Source organism: Sphingobacterium sp. BN32, assembly GCF_030503615.1.
Classification (GTDB): Bacteria; Bacteroidota; Bacteroidia; order Sphingobacteriales; family Sphingobacteriaceae; genus Sphingobacterium.
This window is the reverse complement of sequence record NZ_CP129963.1, coordinates 1,543,383-1,557,651: the sequence shown is the minus strand read 5'-3', so window position 1 is coordinate 1,557,651 and position 14,269 is coordinate 1,543,383. Positions and strand designations below refer to the sequence as shown.

Annotated in this window: 12 protein-coding genes; all 12 read right to left on the bottom strand. The window is 37.3% G+C overall.

Annotated features, from left to right (window positions below; genetic code table 11):
- Positions 1 to 19: 19 nt before the first annotated feature.
- The 12 genes from QYC40_RS06445 to QYC40_RS06390 all read right to left on the bottom strand — a co-directional run bounded on the left by QYC40_RS06445 (position 20) and on the right by QYC40_RS06390 (position 13,827).
- On the bottom strand, positions 20 to 1,132 hold the full coding sequence (locus tag QYC40_RS06445) for a glycosyltransferase family 1 protein (protein WP_301993080.1): 1,113 nt from the start codon (positions 1,130 to 1,132) through the stop codon (positions 20 to 22).
- Positions 1,132 to 2,256 carry a glycosyltransferase family 4 protein gene (locus QYC40_RS06440; protein WP_301993079.1) on the bottom strand — a complete coding sequence of 375 codons (1,125 nt, stop codon included), beginning with the start codon at positions 2,254 to 2,256 and terminating at the stop codon, positions 1,132 to 1,134. The genes QYC40_RS06445 and QYC40_RS06440 overlap by 1 nt, the downstream gene beginning before the upstream one ends.
- Entirely contained in the window at positions 2,253 to 3,527 is a 1,275-nt protein-coding gene (locus QYC40_RS06435; protein ID WP_301993078.1) for a hypothetical protein, read from the bottom strand. Before QYC40_RS06435 ends, QYC40_RS06440 begins: the two co-directional genes overlap by 4 nt.
- A gap of 10 nt (positions 3,528 to 3,537) precedes the next feature.
- Positions 3,538 to 4,530, bottom strand: coding sequence for a glycosyltransferase family 2 protein (locus QYC40_RS06430; protein ID WP_301993077.1), 993 nt, complete (start codon positions 4,528 to 4,530; stop codon positions 3,538 to 3,540).
- 15 nt (positions 4,531 to 4,545) lie between these two features.
- Positions 4,546 to 5,613 (bottom strand): GDP-mannose 4,6-dehydratase, encoded by a 1,068-nt coding sequence (gmd, locus tag QYC40_RS06425; RefSeq protein ID WP_301993076.1) that lies wholly within the window; start codon positions 5,611 to 5,613, stop codon positions 4,546 to 4,548.
- A 30-nt stretch (positions 5,614 to 5,643) separates the two neighbouring features.
- A complete protein-coding gene (locus QYC40_RS06420; protein WP_301993075.1) occupies positions 5,644 to 6,528 on the bottom strand; it encodes a glycosyltransferase family 2 protein in 885 nt (294 codons plus the stop codon).
- A 51-nt stretch (positions 6,529 to 6,579) separates the two neighbouring features.
- Complete coding sequence (locus QYC40_RS06415) at positions 6,580 to 7,581, bottom strand: glycosyltransferase (protein ID WP_301993073.1); 1,002 nt, start codon at positions 7,579 to 7,581, stop codon at positions 6,580 to 6,582.
- A 4-nt stretch (positions 7,582 to 7,585) separates the two neighbouring features.
- Positions 7,586 to 8,509, bottom strand: coding sequence for a glycosyltransferase family 8 protein (locus QYC40_RS06410; RefSeq protein WP_301993071.1), 924 nt, complete (start codon positions 8,507 to 8,509; stop codon positions 7,586 to 7,588).
- A 4-nt stretch (positions 8,510 to 8,513) separates the two neighbouring features.
- Positions 8,514 to 9,503 (bottom strand): glycosyltransferase, encoded by a 990-nt coding sequence (locus QYC40_RS06405; protein WP_301993070.1) that lies wholly within the window; start codon positions 9,501 to 9,503, stop codon positions 8,514 to 8,516.
- A 17-nt stretch (positions 9,504 to 9,520) separates the two neighbouring features.
- Entirely contained in the window at positions 9,521 to 10,480 is a 960-nt protein-coding gene (locus tag QYC40_RS06400; RefSeq protein ID WP_301993069.1) for an NAD-dependent epimerase/dehydratase family protein, read from the bottom strand.
- Positions 10,481 to 10,485: 5 nt separating this feature from the next.
- Entirely contained in the window at positions 10,486 to 11,541 is a 1,056-nt protein-coding gene (locus QYC40_RS06395; protein ID WP_301993068.1) for an MraY family glycosyltransferase, read from the bottom strand.
- A gap of 624 nt (positions 11,542 to 12,165) precedes the next feature.
- Positions 12,166 to 13,827 (bottom strand): AarF/ABC1/UbiB kinase family protein, encoded by a 1,662-nt coding sequence (locus QYC40_RS06390; protein WP_301993067.1) that lies wholly within the window; start codon positions 13,825 to 13,827, stop codon positions 12,166 to 12,168.
- Positions 13,828 to 14,269 lie beyond the last annotated feature (442 nt).

Below are 14,269 nucleotides of genomic sequence, written 5' to 3'. Positions count from 1 at the left end.
TTAAGGAACAACGGATTTATTAACTAAGCAAAATATCAAACAGCTCCCGCCAATTAGATGCTTTTGGATCTTCATAGCAAATTTGTGGGCTTGGAACAAGAAAAGACTCGTCATTGCTGATGAGTTTTTCCATTGCAGAAGCCAAATCTGCTGGATCGTCAGGACTAAAATAGTATGTTTTTAGTGCTCCTGAAGCTGTTTCATGCGCATATGGCAGGTCTGCTAATAGAATGGGTCGATTGAAGTTCTTGAATTCTGATATGGGCAATCCCCATGACTCTATCTTCGAGGGATAAATCAAACAATGACTTTCTTCATATAAATCATTTAATATCTGCGGACTTACAAAGCCTTTAAAATCAATCTCAGGAATATCGCCCCATTGTTTGTAAAGCCATTCTGCATAGCTATTTTCAGTCCCTTTTAACGTGATTGTAACTTGAAACCCATCAATCTTCTTTCGTTTCAAAATCTCTACCGCTTTACAAATTACTTCGAAATTCTTATGGCTATTTGGGGAAGCTGCAAAAATAAATTTGTAGGGTTTTGTTAATGCTGTTTTCTCTAGCGAAGAACTTTTTGTATGCTCGATGTTGGGAGGGAAAACAATTATTTTACGCGGATTGATGGAAAACATTTTGCTCAAACCATCACGAAACCAGTTTTGCTGAACGACTAAATAATTATTCTTTGTTATGTTCGGCCTATAGATAAAGCGAGTAAATATTGCAAATAAGGCGATTTTCGGAGCAAATATTAAATCATTCAGTTTCCATTTGTAAAATGAAAATGAATTGTGACAATATACAGCTCTGCGCGCAGCTTTAACCGTCGGCGTGGTATCATGTAAAGAAAACCATAAATCGACCGGACCGAGTTCCTTTGAGATTTTATTGAGGGTAACATATTCAAACCAAAGCCGATTTATCCATCGTTTTTTAGGCCACTTATTCTCAATATATCGAATGTTGCCAAAAGGAACGAGGGCTTTGTCATATACTATAGCAATTACTTCAATATTTTGCTCTTCCGCATATTTTGATAAAAACGACAAACAATCTCGTAGAATTGCGAGCGTTCCGGCTTGGATTAAATTGACAGCAGAAATAACTATTGTTTTTCTCATAAGCATCAAACGACTGAATTAAATAAGGAAATCCACTTACTCATGACCTCCTCTTCAGAAAATCTCTTCGAAAGCTGGCTCGAATGTAATCCCATCTCTTTCCGTAAAGCTACATCTTTGATCAATTGTACAATCTTTGAAGAAAAGTTCGCCAAATCACCCTCATCAATTAAAAACCCATTTTTTCCGTCAATAATGATATCTTTTGGACCACATTTACAGCAGTAGGAAACCATTGGTAAACCGCAGACTTGTCCTTCTAAAAGAGCCATAGGCAACCCCTCATATCTGGATGTCATGGCGACCATGGAACTCGTCAAATATTCGTTCATGATATCTTTGACCGGTTCCCGTATAATTGCCGAATTTGAAAGTCCATAAGTATCAATTAGAGCTTGCAATTCTTTCTTTTGAGGACCATTTCCAAAAATTTCCAGCTTCCAATCCGGCGCTTCTAAATGGACCGTCCTCCATAGCGCTATTAAATCTTCAAATCTTTTTTGGTAATTAAGTCTTCCAACTGCAATAACTCGCTTTGACGAAAGATTCGAGATATCATTTGGCTCGAAACTGTTCGCATTCGGTATCACCTCAATATTGCTCATTTTGCCCCAATATCCCTTGTCTTCATGAGTCAACACGACAAAACGCTTATACTTTTTTGCTATTTGTTTGTCTCTCAGACTGAGATACCGGTCAATCAATCCTAAAACACCCTTCCTCCCATATTGTATGCGCTTAAATCGCGAAAAGTGAATTTCTAAAACTTTAGCACTACCATCTTTTATATCGGTTAGGAACGATGCTTCATAATCAAACATCGAGATAGTAATATCAGGTTTAAGCTTCATCAATTGTTCTGCTAAGAGTTGCTTATGTAGACGCTTCTTTTTTGAGAAAATTAAGCTTTTGCTGATAATATTCGCTTCCAACGCATCTGTATAATTGACTGCAAGATCAATATGCAAAATGCGGCTATCCAAATTAAAATATCCCGGTCGTCCTTTCTGATCAGTTGTGATAATCGATACGTCATATCCCCTATCGACCAAATAGTTAACCTTATTGGCCAAAACACGTTCCATTCCGCCAGAATTAAAGATCCCCAAAATACAGTATACTATCTTCATTCTAAGTTGATATCATTCTTATAATAATGTTCAAGAAAATATGGGGTACTTATCGAAAGGAATAGCGCATAGACTAAGAACATGTCTGTTGAGACCTTTGCCCAAATAGCAAATACAATGATCAATAACATAAAAAATGCATCCCGAAAATACGGAAACCTCGATGCCATTGAAAAAGATAGGTAGATAAAATAAAAGCAGAATACGATTAAGCCAATTAAACCACAATAAAAGATAAATCTTAAATAGCCAACGTCAGTGGACATATAAAATCCGCCGCTAATTGGATTATTAAAGTATCCATCACCAATAATCCAAGTTTTTAAGTTATCAGGGAATATCCACATATCCTTTAGCACGTCTGTGGAATGTGTTTCCCATTTTCCGGTTTCAACCCAATTAAAAAATCCTTCGAACGCAAATCTCATTAATTCGCGAGCATCTAAATTGCTATTATATAAAAATGTAGTAAAGGTCAATAGCAATAATGCCCATCCTAAAAGCACCTTCCACAAGCGCATACTTGAAGACCTGATATTTAAAGAAATTAATTGCGATTTTAAAAGAATGTAGATAATTCCCAATAGCATCCCTAACGAAGTCGTTCTTGCAATCATATTTCCAATTACGGAAATTAAAAAAAATGAAAGGATATAAAAACTAAGAGTCCAAGGGTTATTGCGAATATCTCTATCTGTCGAGATAAGAACCGCAATAAACATCAGAACGACTGAAAACCGTCCGCCCGCTACATCCAATAGGGCACCAATTCCGTATAGTCTTTCTGCTTCATCCATAAACTTAACGTCTCCGGATACAAAATAAGAATCCACAAAAAATTTAACTGTACTATTGAAGTTAATCATTAATGCAATCACACACTGAAAGACACATATTATTGCTAAATAATTTACAATTAATTTCACAGAAATGTATCCATGCGTAAGTGCAATGAGCGTACAGGTAAAATAAGCCGCTGAAAACCAAACCCACATTGAAATTATATATGTCGCATAGGCATAGTCAGTTGTGTTATTATAGTCCGTTGAATAGAATCCAATCAAAGAAAAGAGTACTGCTATCAAGGATGCGAAAGTTAGCTCTTTAGATAGAATGATTCCCTTCATTTGAAGCATATTGAAAAATAAGAAGGGAAGACCAACAGCAGCAAGAATTAGTTTTGTATTAACTCCACTTAAGAAGGTAAATTCAAAAGGAAAAAAATAACAACTCGTAATAATAGCGACTAATATGTATGCAAAAATCTTCATTGCTCAATGATTAATTGTAAATTATCCCATAAACGAATCGAATTACAAGATGATAGTATAATTTTACAATCCAAAATTGTCTTTTTATCGCTGCTTTTTGGATTATTTTCGTTCTTAAATTAAATAAAGGGTTTTTGTCAATATATTCATTCGACTCGGGAAACCAAAGCAACCATCGCTCATAGGATTTTGTATCTGCAGAAATTAAAAATGGTAGCTTAACATTTAACTTAAAAAAGTGGAAATATTGCGATGGTATATCCTTCATCCGGGACTCTAGATAACGTATAGTATCATCAACATTATGTTTTATTTGATCCAGATGCACTTCTGTCGTTTTCTTTGTAAAAGCTTCTTGATTCAATTGTACGTAATGATAAACGGCTTGATTCAAATAACTAATTTTGTTCGCAAAAACAAACAGTTTAATCATCGTCATATCTTCCCCCATCCCAAATCCGTCAGGAAAAGTGATTTTATTTTCTGTATAGATAGTCCTTCTCACCAACTTATTCCAAACATTATATTTTAGTGCCCCGGCAAGAATAGCTTTTATGACTTCTAGTCTATTGATATTTGCAGATGTCGGCTTTTGACTCATATAGCGCTCATTTCCACTAAAGGATAAAAACCAGTCACACCAAACGATGTCAGCGTCGTTAGAGACTGCATGATTATAAAGCAATTCTAAGCCGTTTTTCTCTAACCAGTCATCGCTATCGCAATGGAATATATATTCTCCTGTTGCGACTGCCAAACCTGAATTTCTTGCAGAAGGAAGACCTAAATTGCGTTCATGTCTAATAACTTTTACATGATCTTTCTTCTCTGGATATCGCAGCAAAACGGCGTGTAAAATGTCCATGCTAGCATCAGGCGAGCAATCATCCACGAAAATTAATTCAACATCTGTCAATGTTTGTTCGAGTAAATTTACCGCACAGCGCTCAATAAAGGCTTCAACTTTAAAAATTGGAATAATTACAGAAACATCGAACCCCATAAGAACCTACTTTTATTACTTTGCTTCTATGAGTGAAAGATCGGAGGATACCATTTCTCGAACTAAAGCCGCTAAGTCATATTTCGGTTTCCATTTAAGTTGATTGTTAGCCTTAGCAGGATTGCCGATCAACAGATCAACTTCTGTCGGGCGATAATATTGAGGATCTACTTTCACCACCACTTTTCCAATTGGCAATTGATATCTAGCGTCATCGCATGCTGAAATAATTGCAACCTCTTCATCATTTGTCCCCTGGAATTCTAATGAAATTCCGCATTCAGCGAATGCCATCCTAACAAAATCCCTTACACAATTGGTTTTGCCCGTAGCAATTACATAGTCTTCTGCTATATCTTGCTGTAATATTCGCCACATCGCTTCCACGTAATCTTTAGCATGGCCCCAGTCCCTTTGAGCATTCAAGTTACCTAGATATAAACAATCCTGCTTTCCCAGAGCAATGGCTGCTACAGCCATGGTAATCTTTCTAGTAACAAAAGTTTCTCCTCGCCTAGGTGATTCGTGATTAAAAAGAATCCCGTTGCAAGCAAATAAATTATAGGCTTCCCTATAATTCTTGGTAATCCAAAAACCGTAAATCTTCGCTACACCGTAGGGAGACCTTGGGTAAAACGGTGTATTTTCATCCTGCGGTACTTGCTGTACAAGCCCATACAACTCTGAAGTGGAAGCTTGATAAATTCTGGTTTTCTTCTCCAAACCTAAAATCCTTACAGCCTCTAGTATCCGCAAAGTCCCAATTCCATCAACATTCGCAACGTACTCTGGTGAATCGAAAGATACTTTCACATGAGACATTGCCCCTAGATTGTATATTTCATCGGGTTGAACTTCTTGAATAATCCTTATAATATTCGTAGAATCCGTAAGATCGCCGTAATGTAGCTTAAAATTAACATTTTCCTCATGTCGATCCATATACAGATGATCGATACGCTGTGTATTGAAAGACGATGCCCTTCTTTTTACACCATGTACCTGATAGCCTTTTTCAAGTAATAACTCTGCTAAATAAGAACCATCCTGACCAGTAATTCCTGTAATTAATGCTGTTTTCATTTCTAAGTTTGTTCGTAACTGATTGATATTTTAAAACTTCCTCAACCATTTGTAAATTGCAAAAAATGGCGTAGGAAATAACGCCTTCGCATATCCCATCACCAATACGGGAAAGTATCTATAGGGAAAACAACGCTTTTGAAACAACAAAGTGTTGTGTAAATTATATCCCAGTGGTGAATATAAGTACTTGAAGCGTTCTTTAAGTGATAAATCTTTAAAGTCGGAACCATTTACCTGCGTATGGTCGTTCTCGCATGATCCAACGTAATTCCTTAACACAAAAACTGGAAAACCATGTTTGAAAGCTAAATATGTATAATCATGATCTCCACCGCCATGACGATATTGATCGCAAAAAACGCCCTCCGATTCAACGACATTCGCAGAAACATACGTAATGTTCCCATGGCCCGCCTCACAGTTTTGAAAGCTCCCATTAGGTATTTTAAATTGATCGAGTAAAGTCCACTTATTAACAAAATCGAAACCTCCATAAGTAAATTCTTGGGATTCACTGTCTAAGGTCGAGCCAATATAGACCCCTCCTTTTCCGAACTTCGTCTTGGAATAAGTATCTGCTTCAGCTAACTCCGTCCATAAATTATCGAATACGACAGAATCATTGTTAAGCCACAGATATCCATCAAAGCCGCCTTCGGCAATTGCATGTCTCCATGAAAAATTCATCCCACCATTCCAGTATAAATTTCCATCTCCTTGTAAAATCTCGATATGATGATCTGGAAAACGCTCAGCGATTTTTTCTTTTGTTCCGTCGGAACTTCCGTCATCGGTGATAAAAACTTTGAAGCTTAAGCCTTCTACTGGCGCTGCACTAAATAGACTTTCCAAGCATAATAATGTCTTTTCAATCCTATTAAATACAGTCATTAATACCGCTACGTTTTTCATCTAATTATTCGTATTATTTCTTCTAATGTTTTACTCTGTTTTTTTGAAGCCTTAACCCGCAATGTTTCCAGACTTACTAAAAATATTCTTAGCTCGCTTCATGAATATCCAAGCATCGATTAACGGCCACAACTTCATCGATGCTGCTTTGCCTAAAAAACGCAGATGCAATGGCAATTGTTTAAAACGCAAAATATCATCATTCGATTCTGGATATAGCTCCCTCCACTTCCGAAATGATTTCCTATCTGTCGAGAACAATAAAGTCTGCTTGGAGGCAAGTTTAAGGATTTGGATTTGATCTTTAAACGGCTCTTCCGCACCCACATCATGGAGGAAATCGATTGTTGATTGCGTATTGGCAATAATATCAGCGAGCTGCTTTTCATTTCGTATTGTAGCTAACGATGCGCTGTTGTATTGTACGTAGTGATAAAATGCCCGAGGAAGATAAGCGACTTTCTGCGCGAAGTAAAAGAGTCGAACATTCGTATATAAATCTTCCCATACATCTCTTCCTGAAGGAAATCTGATATTGTTGGAATCAAATAATTCCTTTCTATAGATTTTATTCCATAGTGCCCCATGCAGTCGTTCCTCCAATAAGGCTTTAACGCATTGCTCCGGGGTCTCGACACAGCGCTGAGTTTGAACAGATTCGGTCGAGCGATGAGAAAGGAAAAAATCAGTCCACAATATGTCGACATTAAGAGCCAATATATGCTTTATAAGTGTTTCTGTCGCGTCGGTATCAATCCAGTCATCTGCATCGCAAAAAGTAACATAGTTACCTTCAGCATATTGCAGACCCAGGTTTCTCGATTCTGAGGCTCCCAAATTCTCAGAGTTCTCCAAAATTAAGACATCATTTGCTCGTGCTGGATATTCCGAAATTACTTCCTTAAGTATAGAAATGCTTTCATCATTGCCCTTATCATCGACAAAGATAAATTGCAAGTCTCTCAAGGACTGTTGCATCAAGGAATGTGCACATTTCTTAATAAATGATTCAGCCTTAAAAACAGGTATAATGATGCTCAACAGATAACTCATATTTTTATTTCATCGTTTTGAAATATCTAAGCAAAATTTTAATCCTCTTTATTAAAGGCAACCGATCATATTCATCAAGCTTATTATTGTAAAAACTGTAATAGAATTCCGGGTCAAAATAAACCGATTTCCGATAATATTCCCACCAGATATCGAAGTTCAAGCACCAAGTATTCCAAGGCTTTGGACCGTTGTAATGAATAATTCCATACTTTAGGGCATATTCAACATCCTCCTGTGTATAGTATTGTTGATCGCGATCTTTGAGGATTTCCGAGGTCGTTCCAACCACGCAAAAGCCCGGACTAAGGTATTTTATCTTCCCCTTGCAAGCCACGTTGATCACATCCATATCCTGGTATTTCCAATTCAATTTTGCCAGTTCACGGAACTTCGCAACCAAATTATCGTCGCGTATCGCTTTTGAATTGAAAATAATATCCCCAGCAGCAATGTATTTAGAGGAAGTAGTCTGTATTTTCTCGTTAAAATATTGTTCAATATCCGAGTAGGGAGTAGAAACGCCTGCAACATAGTATCCCGTCAAATCCGTATCAAAATAGATGCTCGATAAATCGTCCCTAAAGATAACATCGACATCATGATACATAATCTTATCATACTGCGGAATCAAGTCTGGAATTAGAAGACGATAATAGGTGGCTTGCGTAATACCACGAATCTGAAAAGCATCCCTAAAATCACTTCCCACATTAACATACTGGATCGAAAACTCGGAAAACTGTAGAAACAGCTTCTCTAAGATTCCCGATGATGGAAACTTTGCCTCAGAATCATGTAAGATAAAAATATCGTAAAACGTCTCCGGTTTCGCGTGATGTAGTAAGGAAGTCATACAAACGCCCGCCTGCATAACCAAATTATCATCGAAACTGAATACTATTGGAACTACATTCTTTGAACTCATAGCATTATTTTTTAAGAAGTTCCTTTAAGCGAATCCAAAGTCTCGGGAATAACCACTTATCACTCACAATTTGTCCTGCAATAAACTTATAATGCCAGGGCAAGTCGGTATCTTGAATATATTCATTGCTCTCTGGGAAAAAATCACGCCAAGTTTTGAAGTTTTCTACTGATTTTCCTTTCACTAACAAATTAGTCTTACTAATCAGTTTCAACCTCATAACCCATGGAAGTAGATTCTCGAGATTCATTTTTTTGAGGAAAGATTCAATTCCTTTGATATTTTCGAACCATTCCTTATTCACTTTAAAAGTCTTAATATTTACTTGGCTTATTGCTAAGTTTCTATATTGAATATAGTAATACAAACTGGAATTTAGATAACTTACTTTTTTAGCGAAATAAAATAATTGAACACAAACTCGTAGATCCTCGGACATGTTCAATCCATCTGGAAACTTGATGTTATTTGCTAAGAAAAGATCCCTCGCTATTAATTTATTCGACATCCCGCCAAATAGTGCCCCGCTAACTAAGCCCTCAACACAGGCAATTGGATCTTCGGAAAATCGCTGATTGACAACCTCTTGCTTATCATCATAGACATGTATATAGTCGCACCAAACGATATCAGAACCGTCTGCTTCCGCTTTTTCATAAAGTAATTTGAACATATCCGTGCTGACGTAATCATCGGGATCTACCGCTGCGAGATATTTCCCTTCGGACGCATTTAATCCGACATTTCTCGTGGAAGCGACACCTTTATTTTCAGTGTTTTGAAGCAACTTTACATGAATATTTTCGTTTAAGTGATGTTGCTCTATTAGCGATTTCAATGTCGCAAAACTTTCATCGCTACTACAATCATCAATAAAAATAAGCTCAATGTCGTTTAAGGTTTGGTTTAACAAACTTAAAACGCACTTCTCGAGATAACGCTCAACGTTGTAAATCGGGATAGTAACACTTACCTTATATCTATGACGTTCCATGGAAATTTACAAACTCGCTACTTCCCAAACTCTGCCTTCAACATCCTTCGTAACCCTTCTTCCAACGAATAGGGCGGAACAAATCCCGATCCCATTGCTTTCGTCGAATCGTATTTTGTTACAGCACAAAACTTCTTCACCCTAACCGAACTAATATTCAGCTTCTTCCTCGTCAAAAACGCGAGTACATCGAAACCATATCCCCCCATCATGCCTAACCAGTAAGGTATATGAGTGGTCGGTATTTGTTTACCAAGAATTTCGCCGGTATGATATACTAAGTCATTAGTCGTAAAATCAGGTTTATCAACATAATTATAGATGTTATATCCAGTTGTCATTTTTAGAAGCATAAATTCGATGAATGCAATAATATTGCCGACATAGGACATAGACTTTTGGTTATTGCCCTTGCCGATCATCATAAATTTACCATTCGCAATCTGGCTTAGCAAATTAAAAACATTGCCGCGATTACCTTCACCAAATATCACTGTCGGACGAACAATATTGATGTTCCAATCCTGATGCCCTTTGCTCCACTCATCCAGCACTTGCTCTGCTTCCCATTTACTAATCCCATAATGATTAAATGGATCCTTTGGAGAGTCTTCTGTCGGATTCGGCTTATCTAAACCATAGACAGCAACAGAACTCGTAAAAATAATGCGCTTAATGCCATTATGCTCCATCGCTTCCAAGGTATTCCGCATTCCCTGTACATTGACATCATAATATAACGATGTCGGCGTCACATCATCGCGATGCTCGGCCGCCAGTAGAATCACGACATCGAATCCCGCAAGCTCACGTTTTAAAGATGCTGTATCCAAAACATTGGCAATGCTTGTAATCTGATGGTGGATTTTACTATCCTGCTTATCAATATTTTTAATATGAAGATCTGGTTTGGCTTGGAGCAACGAAATCAACTGTGTCCCCACGAATCCCGACCCACCAATAATGGCTATGTTCATTTTTTCTATAATAAATTGATATACAACTGTGCCTTCTCAATTACTTTCCTGCGCTCGAGACGATTAAATAACAAGTGAAATCCAATCCATAAAACGATATCCAATAGGATAACGACATTATTGCTGATATACTCAACCATAACGATATTGAAAACACTAAAAAATAAGGCCAAAGCTATAATAGAAATCATTGCACTGCGATGGTTCATTCCCGCACGCAAGAATTTATGGTGCAAGTGGTTCCGATCAGGTTTAAAGATAGGATGTCCCAATCTCCAACGCACCAACATTACCCTCGCCACGTCAAAAACAGGTATGATAAGCGTAGAAAAAGCTACAACAATAGCCCCCTCCGAAAATGGTTTGATGTATTCGTTGTTCATTGCAAAACTAATCGCCAAAAATGCAACAGAAAATCCTAAAGTCATACTCCCGGTATCTCCCATAAATATCTGACGACGACGCTTTTTCGTTCCAAAAACGTTGTAGTAGAAAAACGGTATCAATACACCTAAGGTAATAAATGCAAATAAAGCATGTACCCAAGCGCCATAATAGATAAATAAAGTTCCGAGAACCAGACAGCTGACACCTACTAAGCCTGAACAAAGTCCGTCAAGACCGTCGATTAGATTGATCGCATTGATAATTAACACAATCACAAATATTGTCAATGGCATACCGATCCAAAAAGGAAGCTTCACGATCAAACCCACCCCATATAAATCATTTATCCATAAACCTGACAAAGGCAGTAAGGAAGCTACTAATATTTGCGTAATAAATTTCCATTTATAGTCGATTCCAATCAAATCATCCCCTATTCCGACCATCGATAGAATCACCAATCCACAAATCAACATCATAAAATGCGACAAAAATGCCCAGGATTGAACATCGAAGCTTACTAAATTCGTTTTGAAAACCAAGGTCATGGTGATGACCATCAGCAGGCATTGAACCGGAGCGAATGAAACACCTCCTAAGCGAGGGATGATGCGATGGTGAATTTTACGAGAATCGATGGGATCAAACAGTCGTTTCTTGTAAGTTACCAACATGATAAAGGGTATGAACGCCCGATTTATCATGATGGCCAATAAGAAAGGAATGAAAACAACCAATAACTCCAAAATAATCTATTTAATTTTTAAATCATCTCAAAAACCGTGTTGAAGACTTCAGATTTCGAGCGAACTCCTGGAAAAAAGACGGCACTAAAATTCTAAGAAAATTCTTTTTCAATTATTGCTGAGATAATATTTCCCATAAGTGATACAAAAATAAGCTTTCAATCAGCCTATATTTAGTGAAAGACTGAGCAAAAATATATTTGTAGCAAACAACCGACAGATTAGGGAAATCGGCCATTCAACATAAGAAAAGCAATATTCAATTTGGTTAGCGATTGTCTCGCGCACGATCTAAAACTGATTTAAGTGGTAAAATCCATATTGATCTAATTTAAAATATGCATGAAAATATTATACTTTGGTGGTTGTAAATATCCTATAAATTACAATAAATATACAAACATTATTTAATTAGAAAAATATTTTATACAAAAGTGTTGTCATTCAAGATTCAGGAGCACATTTCGCGAGTTTCAACAGGAAAATTAAGAGTCTGTACAGCTGCCACACGCCCGCAACGGACGAACACACAACTCCCTCCTTTTTCAATACTTATTTACTCTTATACAGATGATTTAATAAGGCAAAGCAGATCACAAAGCTGGCGATGAAGCCGATCCATGATAAAACCGGGATTCCCCAAAGCAGATACCCCACGCGTCCATGTGCCAAAATACTGGCGCCAACTCCAAAAGTCATGGCCAGAATGGATAGCAAAAACTTGTTCCCCATACGATGGAGGATCAGCTGAAGATTATCGAAATCCTGCATCTTATGATTTAAGGTCACCTTATCATTTTTTACCTTCTCCAACAACTCCAAAAGATCCAAGGGAACTTCCGTCAACACATCCTTCGCAAACTTAGCCTTCTCCTTCAGCTGTTGTATGAGATAGTCAGCAGACAGCTTTTCCTGCGCTATCTTTTTCGCAAACGGCTCAATACTCTCCGGAACGTTCAAATCTGCATCGAGTTGCCGCCCCGTACCCTCCAATATCGAGACGCCACGCAATAAAATGTAAACAAAATCAGGAAGCAATATATGGTTGCTCTGTAATACAATATTCAGCTTTTGCAACATCACAGAGATATCAATATCATCTAATGCATTTTGCTTGATCATTTCGAATATCTCGTAGGCATCCCGCTCGAGACGCCTTTCGTTCTCTATGTGGTGCACAACCGCTAGTTTCTTAATGTTCTTAATTAAGCTCTTTGCGTCGTTTGCCAGAAAATCAAGCACCATCGCTTCGATGATGTTTCGGTCCTCGGGAATCATAAATCCCATCGCTCCGAAATCCAGAAATACGACTTGCCCCCGACGGTTGATGAGGACATTTCCAGGATGGGGATCCGCATGAAAAAAACCATGCATCAAGACCTGCTCTAAATACAAATCCAACACATTCTGTAAAACCGATTTCGTATAAAGACCATAGGACTGGAAACCTTCAAGATCATTCACTTTCACCCCATCGATGAACTCTAGACATAGAATACGGTCGGTACTATATTTCCGATAAACTTTCGGAACATAAACGTCCTTATTTCCCGCGAAGTTCCTCCGGAATCGTTCGATGTTATTAAGTTCATTCGTAAAGGACAATTCATTGAGTAAGGAGCTCTCAAAAGAAAGTACAATCTGATAGAGATTCATCTTATAGACCACCTCATACTTCCGCTGCAGGAGCTGCACTAAATCTTTGATAAAATCTAAGTCGGCACGAATAATCTCGTCGATGCCCGCCCGCTTAACCTTCAGTACCACTTCCTGCCCATTAGTAAGGCGAGCTTTGTAAACTTGAGCAATCGAAGCAGATGCAATTGGGACTAAATCCAACTCAGCAAAATGCGAGTCTACATCAATTTCCAACTCTTCCTTCAGCACAGCGCGCAAGTCAATCTCACTCAACATCACGTCATCCTGTAACTTTACCAGTTCTTCCTGCAAATCTTGAGGGATAATATCAGGTCTATTGCTCAGGAGCTGCCCCAACTTAATAAAAGTGGGCCCCAACTCTTCAATAGCCGCACGAATACGCGTATTAAAATCGTCTTCGAAGATTTTGCGAGCATGATTATTCCAAAAAAGAAAACTGTCCGGAAGAATACGATCTAAATTAGACCTCGATATAATTTCGTCAAAACCATGTTTTGACAAAATCTTCAAAATCCGCCCTACTCTTTTGATCTTTTGAAAACCGTTAAATTGCATTGAACTTCAATTTTTATCAAGTTACTAAATATCTATAGGACAAATTCTATTCCTAACTTGTTTTCTTGTCAAAATCTATTTGCAATTGAAATGAATGAACACATCATAGGAAAAATAAAAAAAAGCTATTTTTTAAGTTGAAACTGCAATCGTATCTATTTTGTTATAATCTCTTAAAAAAATACAGAATCATCCTAAACATACCCTAGCAACCCTCATTATGAACACTTTAGCATTAAAACAAAACTATATCAGGGAAAACATGGCAGAATAACTTTAAAAACAATTAGTAATTAGTTAAATATTATCATATCTTAACAATCTCAATTAAAATAATAAATAATGTATATTTACTATTTTAAAAACAGAAGTATTCATATTAGGCTTTTTATTAAAGATTAAATAAAGACTAATAAGAAGGAAGGATTGTTTCCTAGTCAAA